Origin of the sequence: Sphingobium sp. TCM1, assembly GCF_001650725.1 — a bacterium.
Taxonomy (GTDB): Bacteria; Pseudomonadota; Alphaproteobacteria; order Sphingomonadales; family Sphingomonadaceae; genus Sphingobium.
Genome location: NZ_LXVX01000034.1, coordinates 134,581 through 153,662, shown reverse-complemented (window position 1 = coordinate 153,662; position 19,082 = coordinate 134,581). Strand labels below are relative to the sequence as shown.

At 62.5% G+C, this 19,082-nt stretch carries 15 protein-coding genes; 6 read left to right on the top strand and 9 right to left on the bottom strand.

Annotation, left to right across the window (positions count from 1 at the left end; translation table 11 throughout):
• The 5 genes from A7Q26_RS17755 to A7Q26_RS17735 form a co-directional block, all read right to left on the bottom strand.
• Positions 1 to 3,303: a TonB-dependent receptor gene (locus tag A7Q26_RS17755; protein WP_066862183.1), complete on the bottom strand. Its 3,303-nt coding sequence runs from the start codon at positions 3,301 to 3,303 to the stop codon at positions 1 to 3.
• Between the two features lie 89 nt (positions 3,304 to 3,392).
• Positions 3,393 to 4,403: a FecR family protein gene (locus A7Q26_RS17750; protein ID WP_025291840.1), complete on the bottom strand. Its 1,011-nt coding sequence runs from the start codon at positions 4,401 to 4,403 to the stop codon at positions 3,393 to 3,395.
• Positions 4,372 to 4,974: an RNA polymerase sigma factor gene (locus A7Q26_RS24805; RefSeq protein ID WP_084439188.1), complete on the bottom strand. Its 603-nt coding sequence runs from the start codon at positions 4,972 to 4,974 to the stop codon at positions 4,372 to 4,374. Before A7Q26_RS24805 ends, A7Q26_RS17750 begins: the two co-directional genes overlap by 32 nt.
• Positions 4,975 to 5,741: 767 nt before the next feature.
• The gene (locus tag A7Q26_RS17740) at positions 5,742 to 6,542 is read right to left on the bottom strand and encodes a universal stress protein (protein ID WP_025291838.1); all 801 of its coding nucleotides are present in this window, start codon (positions 6,540 to 6,542) and stop codon (positions 5,742 to 5,744) included.
• 98 nt (positions 6,543 to 6,640) lie between these two features.
• Positions 6,641 to 8,977: a heavy metal translocating P-type ATPase gene (locus tag A7Q26_RS17735; RefSeq protein ID WP_066862180.1), complete on the bottom strand. Its 2,337-nt coding sequence runs from the start codon at positions 8,975 to 8,977 to the stop codon at positions 6,641 to 6,643.
• A 616-nt stretch (positions 8,978 to 9,593) separates the two neighbouring features.
• Here A7Q26_RS17735 and A7Q26_RS26360 point away from each other — a divergent pair.
• Positions 9,594 to 9,806 carry a DUF2933 domain-containing protein gene (locus A7Q26_RS26360; RefSeq protein ID WP_084439187.1) on the top strand — a complete coding sequence of 71 codons (213 nt, stop codon included), beginning with the start codon at positions 9,594 to 9,596 and terminating at the stop codon, positions 9,804 to 9,806.
• Between the two features lie 194 nt (positions 9,807 to 10,000).
• On the opposite strand, the gene A7Q26_RS17730 is transcribed toward A7Q26_RS26360, so the two are convergent.
• Positions 10,001 to 10,756: a universal stress protein gene (locus tag A7Q26_RS17730; RefSeq protein WP_232313849.1), complete on the bottom strand. Its 756-nt coding sequence runs from the start codon at positions 10,754 to 10,756 to the stop codon at positions 10,001 to 10,003.
• A 357-nt stretch (positions 10,757 to 11,113) separates the two neighbouring features.
• Here A7Q26_RS17730 and A7Q26_RS17720 point away from each other — a divergent pair, with 357 nt between their 5' ends.
• Positions 11,114 to 12,091 (top strand): L,D-transpeptidase, encoded by a 978-nt coding sequence (locus tag A7Q26_RS17720; protein WP_232313848.1) that lies wholly within the window; start codon positions 11,114 to 11,116, stop codon positions 12,089 to 12,091.
• A 57-nt stretch (positions 12,092 to 12,148) separates the two neighbouring features.
• On the opposite strand, the gene A7Q26_RS17715 is transcribed toward A7Q26_RS17720, so the two are convergent.
• From A7Q26_RS17715 to A7Q26_RS17705, 3 genes are read right to left on the bottom strand one after another with little or no spacing between them, the layout of a single operon-like run.
• Positions 12,149 to 13,702 carry a bifunctional aminoglycoside phosphotransferase/ATP-binding protein gene (locus A7Q26_RS17715; RefSeq protein WP_066862174.1) on the bottom strand — a complete coding sequence of 518 codons (1,554 nt, stop codon included), beginning with the start codon at positions 13,700 to 13,702 and terminating at the stop codon, positions 12,149 to 12,151.
• A 4-nt stretch (positions 13,703 to 13,706) separates the two neighbouring features.
• The gene (locus A7Q26_RS17710) at positions 13,707 to 14,219 is read right to left on the bottom strand and encodes an Hsp20/alpha crystallin family protein (RefSeq protein ID WP_025291833.1); all 513 of its coding nucleotides are present in this window, start codon (positions 14,217 to 14,219) and stop codon (positions 13,707 to 13,709) included.
• 56 nt (positions 14,220 to 14,275) lie between these two features.
• Positions 14,276 to 14,524, bottom strand: a complete 249-nt coding sequence (locus A7Q26_RS17705; RefSeq protein ID WP_157102598.1) for a hypothetical protein — start codon at positions 14,522 to 14,524, stop codon at positions 14,276 to 14,278.
• Positions 14,525 to 14,884: 360 nt separating this feature from the next.
• On the opposite strand from A7Q26_RS17705, the gene A7Q26_RS17700 reads away from it, so the two are divergent.
• The 4 genes from A7Q26_RS17700 to A7Q26_RS17680 all read left to right on the top strand — a co-directional run bounded on the left by A7Q26_RS17700 (position 14,885) and on the right by A7Q26_RS17680 (position 19,081).
• Positions 14,885 to 15,538 carry a BON domain-containing protein gene (locus A7Q26_RS17700; protein WP_025291831.1) on the top strand — a complete coding sequence of 218 codons (654 nt, stop codon included), beginning with the start codon at positions 14,885 to 14,887 and terminating at the stop codon, positions 15,536 to 15,538.
• Between the two features lie 549 nt (positions 15,539 to 16,087).
• Complete coding sequence (locus A7Q26_RS17690) at positions 16,088 to 17,962, top strand: PAS domain-containing sensor histidine kinase (RefSeq protein ID WP_066862171.1); 1,875 nt, start codon at positions 16,088 to 16,090, stop codon at positions 17,960 to 17,962.
• Entirely contained in the window at positions 17,959 to 18,582 is a 624-nt protein-coding gene (locus A7Q26_RS17685; protein WP_066862168.1) for a response regulator transcription factor, read from the top strand. Before A7Q26_RS17690 ends, A7Q26_RS17685 begins: the two co-directional genes overlap by 4 nt.
• A gap of 85 nt (positions 18,583 to 18,667) precedes the next feature.
• The gene (locus A7Q26_RS17680; protein ID WP_025291827.1) at positions 18,668 to 19,081 is read left to right on the top strand and encodes a response regulator transcription factor; all 414 of its coding nucleotides are present in this window, start codon (positions 18,668 to 18,670) and stop codon (positions 19,079 to 19,081) included.
• Position 19,082: the final 1 nt, after the last annotated feature.

Sequence of the window (19,082 nt, the reverse complement as noted above, 5' to 3'; positions counted from 1 at the left end):
TCAGAAAGTCGCGCGCACCCCAACCGTGCCGCTGACGCCAGCATTGTTGTAATTGGCGTCGTGGTCGGGAGCGACGCCGGCCAAATTCGCAACCCCCGGCGCCATGCGATAGGCTGGCTTGCTGAGCAGGTTGCGCACCGCGAAAAAGGTCTGAAAGCCACGCTTGATCTGATAGCTGCCAGACAGATTGACGTCCCAGCGAGCCCGGTCGTAGGTGCCGGTCGAGATCGTGCCCGCCCGATCATCCGTCCAGACCGCGTTGAGGTAAAGCCTCACCGGACCCGTCTTATAGGCCAGCGCCGCGGTCACCATGTTTTTGGGGGTCAGCGAGATCGGTTCGTTCGGCTTGGTATAGGTATAGGAACCGCGAAGCGTCAGCCCCTTGAATGGAGACGGCAGCAGGCGCTCGAGCGAATAGTTGAGTTCGAGCTCGACGCCCTCGATATCGATCGTCCCGTCGCCGACCGTGGTCGTGGTGCGGAAGAGATAGTCGGCAAATTCGGTGCCGGTGTAGCCGAATTCCCGAGCGGTTAGCTCTTGGGTCTGAAAGGCCCCCTTGAGCTTGTTGCGGAAATAATTGACCGCGATCAGGCCGACCGGTTCGAAATATTGGGCCAGCCTGACCGAGAAATTATCGGAAATCTCAGGCGTCAGACCAGGGTTCGGAGCGGTCACGGTCTGGGCCGTCTCATTGACCGTCCAGACGCCCGCCAGGACGCTGACTTCGGGTCGACGGATGGTGCGGCTGTAGCCGAGCTGCAGGTCGGTGTTGCGGAAGATCGAGAATTTAGCCGAGGCGCTGGGGAAGAAATAGTCATAGCTGCCCTTGCGAGCGACCCTGCCGCGCGATTCATATTGATGCTTGATGCCGTCGACCGTGGTCGCCTGCCCCGTCGAGGCGGATACAGCATAGCCAGCGGCCGTCATTTCGGCCGCACTCAGCGGATCGGGCTCGAGCGATCGTGTCTTGGTCTGTTCCCACCGCAAGCCGGCGCGCACGCTCAACCAGTCGGCGGGCTGTGACGTCGCCATGGAATAGGCCGCGTTGGTGTCTTCCTCAAAGTGTCGGCTGTTGGCGATGAAGGCGTTGTAATAATTGGTCGCCGTCATCGTGTGGACGAACTGATCGGGGTGGTCGAGAAAGAGCCGTCCAAGCAGATAGTTGCTCGGCATGTACAGGTCGGGAGACCCGGAAAGCGAGGTATAGCTGAAGCCGGAGTTGTTGAAGGTCAGCGGCGTACTGCTTTGGATCTGAGACAGGAATTCGGCAGTGCTGAGCGGCCCCGTATATTGATAGCGGTAAGCTTCGCGCTGGTTTTCATATTCATAGGTACTGCGCTGGATTTTCGCACCCGTCTTAAACGTCACCGGCGCAAAGCCGAAGGGGACGTCTACCGTGAGGTTCAGCCCGCCACCCATGCGCTCGACGTACGCCGATCGTCCGTCCTGGGTATTAAGGATGGTCGAGGACATGGTGTAGCTCGACGGATTGCTCCAGTCGGCGCCGCTCACCTGATGCACGGCCCAGTCTGCTGCGAGATAGTCTTTGCTGCGCTGTGCCGAGAAATTGCCGCCGACGGTCGGCGCGTTGGCAAGGTTGAAGACCGCGCCTTCCTTGCCCAGCGGATCATAGCTGCTGCGCGAGTTGGTATAGGCAAAGTTGCCATCGAGTGTGAGCCGGTTTTGCCGGAACTCGAAGCTGGGAACCAGTGTCAGGCCACTGCCCTTCTTGGCAATCGTGATCGAGCCGGCCGTCACTGTGTTCGCCGTGGCGAGCTGCTGCGTCGTGAAATCGAAAGCCGGGTCGCCGACCAGCCCACGTGCGCGGGCGCCGCTGGTGAAGGTGAAGGTTCGCTGGTCCGAGAGATTATAGGACCGGTTGTACATCGACATGAGCGAAAGCGTCAGGCTGTCGCTCGCCTTGAAATCGACCGTGACGTTGGTGGAGAAGCGCGAGACTTCCTGGGCGGTCACGCGGCTCGTGAGCGTGGCCGCCGCGAGGGGAAACGGGCTTGCGGCTGTGGGCGCATAGTTCCATCCATTCTGGACTGTCTCGAATTCCGTATGTGTGCGCGACAGACTGGCGCTCGCCAGGACTCCGAGGCGCCCGTCGAGAAACACGTCCGAATATTCGATCGAGCCACCTGGCCGGAAACGCCCATTGCCGCTCTTTTCGGTCGGCCCTGCGCGCCGGTTGTCCCACAGGTCCGATTGCGTGGTGGCATTCAAGGACGCGACGATCCGCCTCCCCTTGCGGTCAAAGGCGCGTTTGGTTCGCAGGTTGATGGTGCCGGCGGGAGCATTGGCATCGACATCGGCGCTGATCGTCTTGGAAATCTCGATAGAGTCGATGCTGCTGAGCGACGCCTGCTCGAAGCTGAAAGCCCGCGAACTGTTTGCGCCTTCGTTTGCATCCGCTCCCGCGACGCTGATTCCGTTGATGGTCACGGACGTGTATTCGGGCGGCAGGCCGCGCAGCCCGACATACCGCACCGTATCGTCGGCTCCGCCCTGGTTCTGCGTGACAACGCCGGGCATGAATTTCAGGAACTCGCCGACATTGCCTTCGGACACTTCTCCAAACGATTCCGACGACAGGTTGTTGGTGATGTTCATCGAGCGGCGCTGGCTCATGATTGCGCGCGCGTCGCCTTCCCGCACGCCGGTCACGACAATCTCTGGCCCCCTCGCCTCCTCCCCGGGCGCCAGGAGCGCGAAATCCAGCGTCACCGTCTTGCCGGCGATCACCTGGACGGCGGACGCCTGGTCCGCGTAGCCGGTAAAGCTGACCGTGACTTTAGCCGAGCCGGCCGGCACGTCCAGGATCCGAAACTCACCGCCTTCGTTCGAGGCGACGGTTTGGCGCTCGCCGGCAGCCGTGATAAGGCGAATGATCGCATCGCGCTTATACTCACCGGTCGCCGGATCGATCACCCGACCGACAATGACACCAACCTCAACCCGTTCTCCCGCCTTCTTGCGCAGCGCCGCGCCTTTGCCCGCCGAGCGAAGTGTAATGATCTGGCCATCATCGGTATCGATGCGAAGCGGCGTTCCGGCGATCAGTCTTCGCAGCGCAGTCCGGACGTCCATGCGCCCTTTGACGGCAGGTGTACGAATGCCTTCGAGATCCCTGGCAGGAGCGACGATTTGCACTTGAGCCTGGCGGGCCAGTTCCGGAATCGCGCGAACCGCCGGCTGAGCGGGAATGTCGAAGCTTCTCTCCTGGGCGAAGGCCGGGCAGCTCATAGCGAGCGCGACGAAGGCGGCCCCGGACGACAGGACGGAACGGCGAAGATTCATTGTTGCTTGCCCCTACTGGCTGCGCGTATCGCAATGCTTGCGGCTGAGAGACTTCAGCGAGCCGGTTCCGCCATCGGGGTTTGAAATTTTTACGGCGCTGCTGCGCTCCGCGTCAGGATGATAGTGTCTCCACTCTGCCTGACCTGCGCATCGAACACGCGGGCAATCGCTCGGCTAAAGCCGGCCGGATCGTTCGCCGCGAACAGGCCAGTGACGGGTTCCCGCGCAAGGGCCGGATCGCGGATCATGATCCTGGTGTCGCTGTAGCGGGCGAAGGCATTCGCGGCCTCCTTCAGCGTCTCGCCTTCAAAGGCGATCTTGCCCTCGCGCCAAGCCAGCTCGCGGGAAACAAAATCCGACGTGACGCTCTGTGCATGTTCGGGGAGAGTTGACCCACCGGAACCCGGGCGAGCCAGGATCAGCCGCGTGTTCGCTGCAAGGACCAGTGGAGACGTGAGCGATTGCGATGGGGAAGCCATATCGACTTGTCCATGATCGACCAGGACATCGATTGGATCGTTGTCGAGCTTGCGAACCCGGAAAGCTGCACGGGACGTGCTCAGATGACGGTCGCCTACATCGACACGGAACGGGCGCTTCGGATCGTTGGTAACGGCGAAATAGGCCTCGCCTTCGATCAATGTCACCACGCGCTCGGAATTGTCGTAGCGCACCCGGATTCTGGTTTCGGTGTTCAGCAAGACCGTCGAACCGTCTTCGAGCGGGACCAGCCGAATCTCGCCCCGGCCGGTCGTGATCGCGCCCCATGCCGGGACGCTGATGCCGACCGCGATCATCGACGCTACCGCCACCGCACCGCCTCCCCAGGCGAGCGCCTGACGCCTCGAGACACGCGACCCCACCGGCGCTTTCGGTGCCTCGAAGGGCGCGGGGTCGAAATGCGGTCCCAGAGCCTGTGCAGACTCGCTCATCATGGATACGGCCTGAGCGCGCAGGAACGCGCCCCGCCTGCGCGGATCTCCACTCAACCAGGCTTCAAACGCCTTCTCTTCCGCGGGAGCCAGCGCGCCGCGATCCAGCCGCGCGGTCCAATCGGAGGCTGCCTGGTCAATGCTGTGACTTGTTTCTCGCTCGGCCATCTAACGAGGCAATCTCCGAATCCGTATCCCTAGAGGTTTGAGAACGGGTCTTTCCGCCATGACCAAGCCAATCAATCAAGAACCGGACACCGCGCGATATATGTTTTTCGACCGTATTCTCGGAGATTCTCATCTGAGCAGCTATTTCACGCTGAGAAAAGCCTTCGACACGCCGCAGGATGAAGGCTTCACGCGTTTTGAGTGGCATCGCCGCGATCGCTACCGCCAACCGTCCCAACTCGTCGCGGCCGATAGCGCATTGTTCTGGAGATGGAGCATCGTCGGGATAGTCGAGCCTCTCCAGATCGTCGACGGCCTGGATCGACACGATCTGCGCGCGCCGGATGTGACGTACGATCAGCGAGCGGGCAATCTGGAACAAATAGGCCTTGGGAAAGCGGATCGCATCGACCGAGTCCATTTCTGCGAGGACCGTGTAGGATTCCTGGATGATGTCATCGATATCGATGCCGACCACAGCGCGTCTGACAAGCCAGCCGCGCAGCGCCGCCTCATGCGGCAGAATATGCCGCAGGAACCAGCGCGTTCGCTCCCTATCTAGACTGTGCATCCATTATCCGGAGAAGAGTGGAACTTGGGCTTCTGCGGGAATGCCTGATGCCGGTGGAGGCCCTGACAGCGCCGCTTCGATTCGCGCCGTAGTAGAATTGAATTGTGACAGTCAGGCTTGTCTCCGCCATCCAACAATCGACATTTGAAGACCTGGACCGGGTTCATCCACGCATGAAGATGCTGTCGGGTGACGACACAAGGGACAGTCACCGCAAACCGCAGATGGTCACGCGGCGTCGTGCGCTCGGCGTGCTCGCCGTCCCACAGCAGGGGCGGGAACAAAATAGGCATTCTTGCGCGACCTCGCTCATGCGAAACGTCGCCTGGAGGGCATGGTAGTGCTGGGACCCCAACACCGTTCGGTGCGCTCGAACATGCCGAATGCGGCCTCAGCACGCCGATGGTGATGATTCATGGCATCGGGGGATCCCACCGGAGCCTGCGCTTTTCGAGTGGGATATCGCAAGCGGACTCCGGATAATCGCCCGTCCTCTGCGCCCACCTGCGCAGCGACTTCCCCCGCCGATATCTCATCGGAGCGCCAAGTTGACGTTTTGCCGCCCCAACGCTTCGTCGGCTGGAACGGACAGCATCTTCTCGGATGACAACTTGGCCTGGACCGACCACGTAGGCGGCGCATGGTTCAGTTCGGCCAGCCCTGATAACCGGCCATTCCAGGTCGGTGTTGAGCCAGCGTCAGTTGCTCCGTCATTCAGCCAGTTTGCCGCAAGACTGGGCGGTGGCTCATAGCGCGTCCGCGTGACTTCAGCGCCCGAGCACGAGTGGCAGCCTGCAGCTCTCGAGCAGACGCCGTGTGACGCCGCCGAACAAAGTCTCGGCGAGCCGTCCATGGCTATACGCACCCATCAGGCAATAGGCGGCGCCGGACGCCTCGCATGCCTCCGCGATCAGCGTGTCCGCCTTGCGATCCAGTCCGTCGACACGCTCGATCGACGCGTGGATATCGTGACGGGACAGATAGGTGGCGGCCTCCTCCGCCGGGACCGCTTCCGAGCCGTCATCCACCGTGAAGAGGCGCACGGAGGCGGCGAGTTTCAGCAACGGGACGCAGGCCTGCATCGTCCTCATTACGGGCGCCGACCCATCCCAGGCGATCAGTGCCGTCCCCGCGGTATCGAAGGCGCGGCTATCGTCCGGAACGGCAACCAGCGGCTTGCGGGACCGTATGGCGATGGTCCCGGTGATGCCGCGCATGTCGGGCGTCGCAAAGGCGTCGAGTTTGCGATTGACCACGATCAGATCGGCGAGACCCGAGGCACGGGTGATGCATTCCGCCATGTCACCAACGGCATTGATCCAATCCCATTGTATCGCCTCGCGCGCGAGGCGCTCCTCCAGCCTCGTGCGGTTCTGAGCTTCGCGCTCGCGCTCGTCGGCAAGCAGCATCGTCGCGCCGGTTGCATCATAATCCCCCGCGAGCATCGGCATCAACGCCACATCGACGCAGTTGAGATGGCCTTGCAGGGCCCGGGTGATGTCGAGCGCCGCCTGAAGCCGCGCCTCCTGACCGGCATCGTCATGCACAAGCAGCAGAATGTTCTTCATGGGGTTGCTCCAGAATGTGAACGCTGCGGCGCGGCGTCGAAAGATAGCCTAAATGGCCACATGCGTGACCGACATGCGGGATTTTCCGGATGGAGCGGTCACAGCCTCACATGGTTGAGCCGCAGCGCATTTGCGACCACGCTAACCGAGGACAGCGCCATGGCGGCCGCCGCGATCATCGGCGACAGCAGGATACCGAAGAGCGGATAGAGCAGCCCCGCCGCGACCGGGATCCCCGCTGCATTGTAGATGAACGCGAAGACGAGATTCTGGCGGATATTGGACATGGTCGCCTGGCTGAGCCGACGCGCACGTACGATCCCCATCAGGTCGCCCCTGAGGAGCGTGATGCCCGCGCTCTCGATCGCCACGTCCGTACCCGACGCCATCGCGATCCCCACCTCGGCGGCCGCGAGCGCGGGCGCATCGTTGACGCCATCGCCGGCCATCGCCACCGTGCGGCCTTCGTGCTTCAGGCGCTCCACCACCGCGCTCTTGCGGTCGGGGAGCACATCGGCCTCGACCTCGTCGATGCCGAGCGCCCGCGCAACGGCTTCGGCCGTCGTGCGATTGTCGCCGGTCAGCATGACGACGCGGATCCCCTCGGCCCGCAACGCACTGAGCGCCTCGGGCGTCGTCGTCTTGATCGGGTCGGCAATCGCAAACACACCCGCCACAATGCCGTCGAGACCCGCGAAGATGGCCGTAGCGCCTTCACGCCGCAGGGCGTCGGCCTGTGCGGCCAGCGGTGCGGTATCGATACCATGTTCTTTCAGAAAGTCGGCATTGCCCAACAGCACACGCCTGCCCTCGACGGTGCCGAGCGCGCCCTTGCCGGTTGGGGAGTCGAAGTCGGACACCTCGGGAATGACGATCAGGCGACTGCCTGCAGCCTCGACGATCGCGCGCGCCAGCGGATGCTCGGACGCACGCTCCACACCGGCGGCCAGCCGCAGTAACTCGTCCTCCCCAAGGCCCTCGGCAGCTATGACCTTCGTTACCGAAGGATGCCCTTCAGTCAGCGTTCCGGTCTTGTCGACGACCAGCGTGTCGACCTTTTCCATCCGTTCGAGCGCCTCGGCATTCTTGATCAGCACGCCGAGGCCTGCGCCGCGGCCGACGCCGACCATGATCGACATCGGCGTTGCGAGGCCCAGCGCGCATGGGCAGGCGATGATGAGCACCGCCACAGCCGCAACCAGACCATAGGCAAAGCGCGGCTCCGGTCCCCAGATTGCCCAGCCGGCGAAGGCGAGCACCGCAATCGCCAGCACAGCAGGCACGAACCAGCCGGCAACCTGGTCGGCCATGCGTTGGATCGGCGCGCGCGAGCGCTGTGCCGCCGCGACCATCTGGACGATCCGCGCCAGCATCGTGTCGCGTCCCACCTTGTCGGCCCGGACGATGAGAGCGCCGGTCTGGTTGAGCGTGCCGCCGATCACCTTGTCGCCAATGACCTTTGTTACGGGCATCGACTCACCGGTGACCATTGCCTCGTCGAGCGAGGAACGACCATCTTCGACCACGCCATCTACCGGGACCTTTTCCCCAGGCCGCACGCGCAGCCGATCGCCGACGGAAACCTGGTCGAGGTCGATCTCTTCCTCATCACCGTTTGCAGCGATGCGTCGCGCAATCTTGGGCGTGAGGTTGAGCAGCGCCTTGATCGCGCCTGAAGTGCGTTCGCGAGCGCGCAGCTCGAGCATCTGCCCGAGCAGCACCAGCACCGTGATGACCACGGCCGCCTCGAAATAGATGGCGACCGTCCCATCCGGTGATCGAAACGCCAACGGAAAGGCGCCGGGCGCAAGCGTTGCGACAATGCTGTAGGCCCAGGAGATCCCCGTCCCCATCGCGATCAGGGTGGACATGTTGAGGTTGCCGGTCCGAAGCGACGCCCAGCCGCGCTCGAAGAACGGCCAGCCGGCCCACAACACCACCGGGGTCGCCAGCACGAGCTGGATCCATGCCGAGATCCGCATCGGCACCAGATGATGCAGCTCGGGAAAGATATGGCCGCCCATTTCGAGGACGAACACCGGCAACGTCAGCGCAAGCGCGATCCAGAAGCGCCGCGTCATGTTGGCGAGTTCAGGACTTGGTCCCGTATCCGGCGTTACCAAAGCTGGCTCGAGCGTCATCCCGCAGATCGGACAATTGCCAGGATGATCCTGCCGGATTTCCGGGTGCATCGGGCATGTCCAGATCGTACTCGGCGCGGCATCGTGAGCGGTGGACGCTGCCCGGGCCGCATAATGGTCGGGATCGGCCACGAACTTGCTTCGGCAAGTCGCGCTGCAGAAGTGCCAGATCTTGCCAGCATGATGGACGTGGTGGGCGGTCTGTTCCGGATCGACCGTCATCCCGCAGACTGGGTCTTTAGGCAGTGCATGATCCGCCTGCGGTTGCTCATGATTATAAAGGTCGTGCTGCATCAAGCTGCTCCTGTGGCAACGCCGCTGCATATGAGGTTTGATACCATGTCTGGGTCAAACGCTGCCGGCGGCAGGCATCCGACCGATGACAAGGCCATAACAACCGGAAGAACCCGCCGATCTGCGTTACATTACCTATAGAAGGGGGCGGGACGTCGGGAGGCCAAGCAGACAACATCCAGGATTCGTTTCATCCCATCCGGCCTCAAGATCCTGTCTCTTCTCTGTGCGGCATTGATCAGTATGCCGGCTCTCGGCCAGACCGATCCCGATGTCGGACATCAACCGCGAGTCGGGCCGCCCGCAGCGGCACCGACCGCCGACAGGACCAAGACCGATGGGACATCCGGCGGCACAATGACCTCGACGCCGCCGAAGGGAGGCTCCGAGCAGGTGCAGGGTCGCAGGACGATGATGGACAAGTGCATGGAGGGAGAACATCGACCCGCCAAGGGTACGGCAATATCCCCGGCGGCGCCGTCCCAATAGCGATCCGAGCCAGGAGTGATGTTCGACTGCGCCAACAGGTGGTCCACAACATGGGCGATTACCGGTACTTCGGGCTAGTGCTCCTGGTGGCCGTTGGTTCGGCAGTCTTCTTCAATTTCGGGGAGCTTTGGGGACACATCTACGGCGTCCTCCCTATGCACTGTTCCTTACAGGTCCGCTGATACACCTGTTCATGCGCCATAACCATCATCACCGACACGGTGCAGCAGCGGTGGCCGAGGCTGGGTTTAGCGATACGCAGCTGAAGCCCTGGGCCGGAAACGCCCAGGAGCCGAACGATCGAGGCGATCATCCACACGAGATCGCCGCATTCGAATAATCCTGATCGAAGGTCCCCAAGGACGGCCAACGGCTCAATCCGCGCAGGCGGTTTTCGCAGGTCAACAATGCGGCCGGAAATCCGATTTTCAGTTCAAACGCCGCATACGTCCGCTCAGCATCTCGTCAATAGAATTGGACGCCGTGGGGAGCGTCTGCTGTGCCTGGGCGCCACCGGATAATCTCACGGCTTGGCTAATGCGCGAGCAGCAGCGGAACGGACGCGTCGGACAGGAGGTCGCGGGTCACTCCGCCGAGCACCGTCTCACGCAGCCGAGAATGCCCATAGGCTCCCATAACGAGAGAAGATGCCGCCAGTTCTCGCGCCGCATCCAAAAGCGTCTGCGCGATCGTGCGCCCCTCCTGGGGCCATTCGTGCAGCTGTGAAGCCATACCGTGCCGGGCGAGGTACCGGCTTGCGTCCATCGGTGGAAATTCACTGGCATCGTTCGATATGGTGATGATGTGGACTTCGCTCGCCAGCCGCAAGAAGGAAAGCGTCAGACGCAGGCTGTGCGCGGCTTCGATCGATCCGTTCCAGGCTAAGACGACCGGCCCGTTGGCGTTGAAGCTGGTCGTGCCCGGGGGCACGACCAGCACCGGCGCGCGCGCGTGTATGGCCACGTCGGCGACGATCGGCAGAGGCTCCGGCGTGTCATCCTGGCCCTTGTTCTGACGGCTCAGGATCAGGACGTCGGCTAGGCGCCCGCAGCTCACCAGCGCGTCGGCGGCATTTCCATCGGCATGCTCCCAATCCCAGGAGATATCCTCGCTTTTCAGTCGTTGCTCGATGCGTTCTCGTTCCTCATCGTCGCGCGCTTGAAGGGCATCGAGAAGCTCCGACGATGCATAAAGGCCGCCGAAGGGGTCGCCGACGACATAGCTGTTGAACGGGGTGACCTGGACGCAGGTGATATGTGACTGGTGAGCGCGCGCAAGGTCCAGCGCCACGGCAAGCCGCTCCGCCTGTCCGCAATCGTCATGGATATGCAGAAGTATCGATTTCACCACGCCCTCCTCGTTTTCGCCACGATCCCGTTTGCATCGCACGCTAGAGGTTAGAGCGGCCGGGATAACTAAGGGATAATACCAATCCCGAGACGGTCCCGATCACATCATGATCGCGTGCGACGGGTCCAGATACGGATCGTTGTCCGCAGGATCGACATGACAGGATATCGAGGATCAAATGCGATGCGTCCGGTCGGCACATATGCCTCTGCTACGCGAGCCATGCCGTGTTTGAACTTGGCGATATACCCGATTTGGCGAACCTCGACGCGTTTGGGTCGCAGCATGGGGATGGCCATGATGTCGGCATTGCTCCTTGGCATGCCGTTCGGGCCGCTGTCCGCGCAGCAACCGACGCTGGATACGAGTTCAATCCTTGAGACGGTCGAGCGCCTGAAGCCCGGGGAATATATCTGGGCGCCTGATATTGCTCCCGCCGGCCCCGTGCTGATCATCGTCAGCCTCGCCAACCAGCGGGCCGTCACCTACCGAAACGGCGTGCCGATCGGCGTCTCCACGGTCTCGACCGGAAAGCCCGGACATGAGACGCCAACGGGGTTGTTCACGATCCTGCAGAAGGACATCGATCACAAGTCCAACCTCTACGACGATGCGCCGATGCCCTATATGCAGCGCCTGACATGGGGCGGCGTAGCTCTTCACGGCGGTAATCTGCCTGGGTATCCTGCGTCGCATGGCTGCATCCGCCTGCCGCCGGGCTTCGCCAAGCTTCTCTACAGCGTCACTCGCCTCGGCTTGACGGTCGTCATCACGAAAGAGGCGGCAGTGCCCCGTGTCGCGCCGGTACCCGATCCCCTGCGGCCGACAGCATCCGACATCGACGACGCTTCGCCTTCCGGGCCGCTCACATGGCGTCCCGAACTGTCGCCCTCGGGACCTGTATCCATCGTGATCAGCACCGCAGATCGACGAATGATCGTGCTCCGCGACGGCCGCCAGATCGGATCAGCGCCCGTAGCACGGGACACCAGCATCGACCATACGACAGCCTATACGCTACGCTCGATCGACGGAGCCGGATTTCACTGGCTGCGCATCCCGTTATCCGGCGAGGCCTCAACAGCCGAGCAGGCACCGTCAGCCGAGCAGACAGTGCCGTCCGAGAATCGGAACCGATTGCGCGTCGCCGAGGACTTCCGTCGCTCCGTCGCAGCAATTCTGACCGAGGGCGCAACGGTGCTGGTTACCAACGACAGTCTCGCAAGGAGTCAAACCGGCCGGTCGCTCACAGTCATAACCGGGGAAGACGAATAGCGGGCGCGGACAAAGCCCGAGTTCAACATGCGTATCGGCATGAGGTGAGGCGTTTCGTCAGCGCAGTCCCAGCTTGGCGCGCGCCACCGCAGCCAACTTGTCCAGCGATCCGTCCGCCTGGACCCTAAGCCACGCGCCGAGATCGCCGATTTCTAATTGTGATTGGGCTTGCGCGACCGAAACATCGGCATCCGATGCGTCGGCGCCGCGAATCCCCACCCGGCTGAGCCGCGCGGTTGCCGCCGCCTCTAACCAGAGACCGTCGAACGGGACGCCAGCCGTCCGCCCGACCGCTGCGATCCTCTCGCGCTCGACGGGCAGCGCGAACACCGCGTCGGCCACGACGGATTGGCCGAGCGCAAGCGCCGATGCCGCCATCCGGCCCATTGCCTCGTAGACCTCGACGGCGGCCCGCGCCGAATAGCTGTCGCGGGGGAGCCTGGCCTCAGGAGCCAGCCCCGCGAGGTGTTTGCGCAGCACGTCAGTCCGAAAGATCCTGGCGCCGGGCACGCGCCCGGTCGCGCCGCCGAGCCGGCGCGCAAGGCTGGACTTGCCCGTCCCCGAAAGTCCGCCGATCGCTACCAGCCGCGGAGGAACGGGCGCCAGCATCGCGAGCGCAAGGTCGAGATAGGATCGTGCGCCCAGCGCGAGCGCTCTGTCTTCTCCGGCACGCAGGCTCTGGGCCGCCAGCACATGCGCGCGAACCGCCGCGCGAACGGACAGGAACAGAGGCAATAGCCCGATCCCGCCCTCATCGTCCGGCGACAGATCAAGATAGCGGTTGAAGATGATGTTCGCCTCGGTACGGAGATTGCGATGCCATAGATCCATCAGGAGAAAGGCAAGATCATAGAGCACATCGATCGTGGCCAGCTCGACGCTGAACTCGAGGCAGTCGAACAAGGTCGGTTCACCGTCGATCAGCGCGATGTTGGCGAGATGTAGGTCGCCATGCCCATGTCTGACCCGGCCTTTCCGCGCTCGGGCATCGAGCAGCGATGTCATGCCATCGGTTATCTGGAGCAGCCTTTCGCCCAGATGCTTTGCCTTGTCCGGGTCGAGAATAGCGGGAACGGCCGCCATGCTGGCGATATTGCCTTCGACGACGCGGCGGAACGATGCGCCACCCCCTTGCGCCAGATCAGCTTCCGTCGTCGAATGGAACGCGTTTATGCGATCCGCCAGCCGCATCAGCAGGCGTTCATCGAGTTGGCCGCGATCGGCGAGATGCGTGAGCAGCGCATCATCGGGAAAGCGTCGCATCTCGAGCAACCAGTCGACCACGTCACCGGAACCATCAATCGCCAGCCGCCCGCCGGCGTCCCGCGTGATCGGATGAAGAGCAAGATAGAGATCGGGTGCGGTTCGGCGGTTGAGGTAAAGCTCCGCCTCGAGCGCGGCATGACGTTTGTCGCAGGTCGAGAAATCAAGATAGCCGAACCGGACCGCGCGCTTGAGCTTCCAGGCGCGGTCACCGACAAGAAAAATACTGGCGCAGTGGGTATCGATGCGTGTGGGCCACGTTCGCTTGAAGGCGTGACCCTCCCCGAGGAAGACGACGGCATCGGCCTGGTCGTCCGGCGCGCCGGGGCCAGGCGATGACGTCGCCATTGGCTCAGGCCTTCTCGATCGCGATCTTGCGCGTTCGCGCCGCCGCATTCTCGTCCTTGGCTAGCGTCACCGTCAGGACGCCGTCCTTGAACTGCGCCTTGATACCCTCGGCATCCACATCGGCGGGGAGCGAAATCTGGCGCCGGAAGGAACCATAGCGGCGCTCGCTGAGCAGGAAGCCCTTCTCCTTGCGCTCTTCCTCTTCCTTCTTTTCGCCCGAGATGCTGAGCACGCCATCGGCAACGTTAATCTCCACATCCTTTTCATCGAGTCCGGGAAGCTCCGCGGTAAGACGATAGGCCTTCTCGTCATCGACCAGCTCGAGCGCCGGCACGATTGCCAAGGCGCCGCGCGGAGCGAAGTGGAAAAGGCTGCGGCCGGAGTTGCCGAAATCGTCGAACAGGCGGTCGATCTCCGATCGCAGCCAGCCGACCGGCTCGCTGATCTGGGTTGCCAGATCGCGCAACGATGATGCCGGACGTGTTTTGGTCGCTGGAACATTGGTCACATCGTTCATCTTGCTTCTCCTCAGGTTGAAGATGGTCGATCCCGTAATGAGGGAAAGACCTGCCATCAGGCGAACAGGGCATGTTCGCCTTCAGCCTCGATCGGTTCAGGAACCACGAGTTGGTCATTCTCGTGGTGATGGGCGCGATGATGGGGATGCGGCATATGGGGCCAAAGTGCCTCCATGCCCGCGTTCCACCAACTCGTGTAGAGCGCCAGCGGCAACTGCCACAGGCGTTGGGCGGCAAGCATCGCCGCGGCTGTGTCGGGATCACCGGACGGCCAACTCGCCTGGTTGGTGCTCTCGTCACTCATGATGACCTCCTTCGCCGAGTCTTGGTGAGGATAAAGGCGGCCCATCCGCGCCTATATTGGGGAGTTTACCTAGCTGACCATCTCGGGCGCCGTCCTGCCGCCGTACTCGGCTGAAATTTGTCGCTTGGCCAGGAGTCGAGCCCCGGCTGCAGGGAATGATGGCATACCCTGGTTTCTCCGGGACAATACGGATTCTGTGGCAGTGCCGGGCAACAGACAAGGGACCTTGCAGGGATTCCCCGATGCGGGGTCAAGCCATTAGCGCCCTGCGATGAACTTGCCGACGATCCCCGGTCTGTGACCGTCGATGAGCTGCCGACCCACCTGGGACGGCTATTTTGCGAGCCAAGGAGATTTGAGATGAAGAACGACAGTCAATTGCAGCGTGACGTGATGGCAGAACTGGAATGGGAGCCGAGCATCGATCACGCCGACATCGGTGTGGCGGTGACGGACGGCGTCGTCACCCTTTCCGGCTTCGTCAAAAGCTATCCGCAAAAGCTGGCGGCGGAAAAGGCGGCGCGGCGCGTGGCGGGCGTCAAGGCGCTCGCCGAGGAGATCAAGGTGCGCTTCGCGTCGGATCCCAAGACGGCCGATCATGAGATCGCCAAGCGCATACTCGACATGTTCTCCTGGAACATCTCCATCCCCGGCGACAAGATCGCGGTGAAAGTCGAGCATGGCTGGGTGACGCTCACCGGCACGGTCGACTGGTACTATCAGAGCGAGGAGGCGCGGAAAGTCGCCGGCAAGGTCAACGGCGTCGTCGGTGTCAGCAATCTGATCGAGGTGCGCAAGTTGCCGACATCGGGCGATATCAAGGACCGGATCATGGCAGCGTTCAAGCGCAATGCCGATCTCGATGCGGCATCGGTGACCGTGTTCACCGATGGCGGCAAGGTCACGCTGGGCGGTAAGGTCAAGGCGTGGAACGAGCGACAGATCGCCGAGCGCGCGGCTTGGGCCGCTCCCGGCGTCACCAGGGTCGAGGACAATATCATCATCGCTTTCTGACCCTCGCAGGGAGCAGGCGGCCGCCGGGATGGCCCGGCGGCCGCCTGCTCGCCATCCGATCTTGATCGTGAGGATTGGATCCGCACTTGCGCGACGAACGCAGGCTCTTTACTCTCGGTCGGGCGGCTTGCGGAATGCAATACCTTCGGAAAATTCGCAGGCCACGTTTTCCCATGTTTGCGCGCGATCGACCGTCCCGACTGGCACGACGTGGGGCAACACAGGGCAGCCAAGGACCTCGCGTGTACGATCGACGATGTCTCCCAGATTGCTTATGCAAGCCTGGCGCTGCGGATGTTTATGCTGTTCCAAGGCAAGGTTGCCACTATAAGGTCTCGAAGTGAGACGGACCCTGCAATGATCTTGGGCCGACTCGATGCTGTTTTGGAAGGACAACGGCAGAGTGCGAGGATAGGCTAAGATTTCATGCCAATATGCCTTCCGCTCCGGCAAACAACATTCTCCGATCGGTCAAACTACTAAAACGATAAGCCCTGAATATGAACAGGGCGCAAATGGAGAGGCCTATAAAATCAAGACGGGGTCTTCATGGCAAGCGAAGTGCACGGCAACACATTGCGATCAGTCCGTTCAGCTTGCTTGATCGCCGTCGCGACCGTCCTTGTCGCCATACCCGTCAACCTTCTGCTGCGGGCATGGGGCTTCGATCACGACCTCTATCTCCTGCTCATCCTTTCAACCATCGTGGCAGCTGCCCTCGGCGGGACTGGCGCGGCAACGGCTGCGGCTATTTTCGCAGTCCTCGTGGGGGTCTTTTTTGCGTTATCGCGCCGTGCTGCTGCTTCTGAACCTGTCGATCTGGCGCTTTTGCTGCTCGTTGCCTTAGGCATCGCTCTGCTCGACGCTCGCAACGCCTACAGGGCACGGCGTCGTGCCGCCCTGGACAAGTTTCGTCAAAGCCAACTCTCAGAGATCGCCGATGAACTCAACCTTCTGATCGACGGCGCCCAAGGTTACGCGATCTATATGCTCGATCCCGAGGGTCGCGTTACGATCTGGAACGAGGGCGCCGAACGGCTGAAGGGCTGGAGCGAGCAAGAGGCGATCGGCCAGCACTGCTCGATCTTCTATCCGGCGGATGCGGTCCAGGCCGGCAAACCCGAAGCCGACCTCGAACGCGCCCGCGAGCAGGGCAAGGTCGAGGAAGAGGACTGGCGGCTCCGGAAGGACGGATCGGAGTTCCTGGCGCATATCTCGATCACCGCGCTCCGCGACGGCAGTGGAGCATTGCGCGGCTTCGGCAAGGTGGTCCGCGATGCGACGGACGAGCGCGCCGCCGAAAGCGCGCACAAGGCGAGCGCCAGCCATCTCCGCTCGATCCTCTCGACCGTCCCCGATGCGATGATCGTGATCGACGAGCATGGCATCATCCTGTCGTTCAGCGCCGCGGCCGAACGGCTGTTCGGCTTCTCGGAGGCCGAAATTCGCGGATCGAACGTAAGTATGCTCATGCCCTCGCCCGATCGCGACCGGCATGACGGCTATCTCAAACATTATCTTGAAACCGGCGAGCGAAGGATCATCGGGATCGGGCGCGTCGTCATTGGCGCACGGCGCGACGGCTCGACCTTCCCGATGGAGTTGTCGGTGGGCGAAGCCATCGGCGAGACCCAGCGTGTCTTCACCGGCTTCATCCGGGATCTGACCGAACGGCAGGAGACGCAGGAGCGCCTCGACGAGCTGCAATCCAAGCTGATCCATGTCGCCCGGGTCAGCGCGATGGGCACGATGGCCTCGACACTGGCCCATGAGCTCAACCAGCCGATCACCGCCGTCGCCAATTATGTCGAAGCGGTGCGGGATCTGCTCGCCGAAGCCAATCCCGAAGATCTGCCGATGATCCGCGAAGCGCTGGACGATTCGGTGCGAGAGGCCCTGCGCGCAGGCCAGATCGTCCGGCGGCTGCGCGATTTCGTGGCGCGCGGGGAAGTCGAGAAAACCGTCGAGGATCTCCCCACGCTCATCGGCGAGGCGGCGGCGCTCGGGCTGATAGGCGCTCGGGAGAAGGGTGTCGATACCCAGTTCGATCTCGCTCCCGACGCTTCGAAAGTGCTCCTCGACAAGGTGCAGATCCAGCAGGTGCTGATCAATCTCCTTCGCAATGCTGTGGAGGCGATGGCAGGATCATCCGAACGGCACCTGTGGATCACCTCCCGCCACGAGAAAGCAGGCGTCATCCGGGTCACCGTGGCCGATTCCGGGCCTGGCGTGTCGCCGGAAGTCGCGGAGCAGCTTTTCACTGCCTTCGTCAGCACGAAGAGCGAGGGCATGGGTCTGGGGCTTTCGATCTGCCGTACCATCGTGGAGGCGAATGGCGGCCGGATATGGCTGGAGCCGCGCCCTGGCGGCGGGTCGCAATTCCACTTTACGCTCATTGAAGCCGAGCCGGAGAATGCAGAATGACGGAAAGACGCATGATTCATATCGTTGACGACGAGGAAGCGATCCGGCGATCTGCCGGATTCATGCTCAAAACCTCCGGATTCACGGTGGCAAGCTACGCATCAGGCGTTTCGTTTCTCCGCGAAGTGCGCCACGCCGAGCCTGGCTGCATCCTGCTCGATGTCCGCATGCCCGACATGGATGGTCTTGAGGTGCAGCAGGCACTCCTCGAACGGGGCATCGCGATGCCCGTCATCATCCTCACCGGCAATGGCGACATCTCGATCGCGGTGCGTGCCATGAAGGCGGGCGCGGTCGAGTTCATCGAAAAGCCCTTCGAGAAGGCCGTCTTGCTCGACGCGATCGCCGCCGCCTTCGAGCGGCTGGACAACAGTGGCAAACGCGCGACAAGAGCGGCCGACGCGAGCGTGTTGATCGCGGCGCTGACCGGACGCGAGCAGGATGTGCTCAAGGGTCTGGCCGAAGGCCTACCCAACAAGACGATCGCCTATGATCTGGGCATATCGCCCCGGACCGTCGAGGTGCATCGTGCGAACCTGATGACGAAATTAGGTGTGCGTAGCCTGTCCGATGCTCTGCGTATCGCGTTCGCCGCCAATCTCGGAAACGACGAGTCGTAGGACCTCTACGTAACGACTCCCCCGCGATCTTGCTGCAATTGCTTGCGTCCGGTCGACGTTCAAAGCCGGTCAGCGCGAGGCGAACATGAATGGCAATATTGCAGCTCTTCCGGCGGAGCGACCGAAGATTCTTTTGGTGGAGGACGAACCGAGCGTACGCCGCTCGTTCCAGCTTCTCCTCCACGCCCAAGGCTATGATATCCGCTCCTATGCATCGAGCGCGGCACTCGTCGCCGATCCGCTCGTGAATGAGGCCGTCTGCCTGGTCACCGACTATCGCATGCCCGAGATGGATGGTTTTGCGGTCCTGCGCTCGCTTCGAGCGCGCGGATGGCAACGACCGGCTATCCTCGTCACCGCCTATGGCTCACCCGATCTTGTCGAGCGGGCGATGAAGGAAGGCTTCAGCGTCGTCCTCGAGAAGCCGCTGCGCGAGCATGCGCTCGCTGAGGCTGTCGCGCGTTTGACAGCTCCGCTCCCCCCCGCCCCATCTTCGTGAA

Bases quoted from the DNA above. Each gene is read 5' to 3' on its own strand.
- A7Q26_RS17755 (WP_066862183.1), bottom strand. From the start codon at position 3,303: ATGAATCTTCGCCGTTCCGTCCTGTCGTCCGGGGCCGCCTTCGTCGCG.
- A7Q26_RS17750 (WP_025291840.1), bottom strand. From the start codon at position 4,403: ATGGCCGAGCGAGAAACAAGTCACAGCATTGACCAGGCAGCCTCCGAT.
- A7Q26_RS24805 (WP_084439188.1), bottom strand. From the start codon at position 4,974: ATGCACAGTCTAGATAGGGAGCGAACGCGCTGGTTCCTGCGGCATATT.
- A7Q26_RS17740 (WP_025291838.1), bottom strand. From the start codon at position 6,542: ATGAAGAACATTCTGCTGCTTGTGCATGACGATGCCGGTCAGGAGGCG.
- A7Q26_RS17735 (WP_066862180.1), bottom strand. From the start codon at position 8,977: ATGCAGCACGACCTTTATAATCATGAGCAACCGCAGGCGGATCATGCA.
- A7Q26_RS17720 (WP_232313848.1), top strand. From the start codon at position 11,114: ATGATGTCGGCATTGCTCCTTGGCATGCCGTTCGGGCCGCTGTCCGCG.
- A7Q26_RS17715 (WP_066862174.1), bottom strand. From the start codon at position 13,702: ATGGCGACGTCATCGCCTGGCCCCGGCGCGCCGGACGACCAGGCCGAT.
- A7Q26_RS17710 (WP_025291833.1), bottom strand. From the start codon at position 14,219: ATGAACGATGTGACCAATGTTCCAGCGACCAAAACACGTCCGGCATCA.
- A7Q26_RS17705 (WP_157102598.1), bottom strand. From the start codon at position 14,524: ATGAGTGACGAGAGCACCAACCAGGCGAGTTGGCCGTCCGGTGATCCC.
- A7Q26_RS17700 (WP_025291831.1), top strand. From the start codon at position 14,885: ATGAAGAACGACAGTCAATTGCAGCGTGACGTGATGGCAGAACTGGAA.
- A7Q26_RS17690 (WP_066862171.1), top strand. From the start codon at position 16,088: ATGGCAAGCGAAGTGCACGGCAACACATTGCGATCAGTCCGTTCAGCT.
- A7Q26_RS17685 (WP_066862168.1), top strand. From the start codon at position 17,959: ATGACGGAAAGACGCATGATTCATATCGTTGACGACGAGGAAGCGATC.
- A7Q26_RS17680 (WP_025291827.1), top strand. From the start codon at position 18,668: ATGAATGGCAATATTGCAGCTCTTCCGGCGGAGCGACCGAAGATTCTT.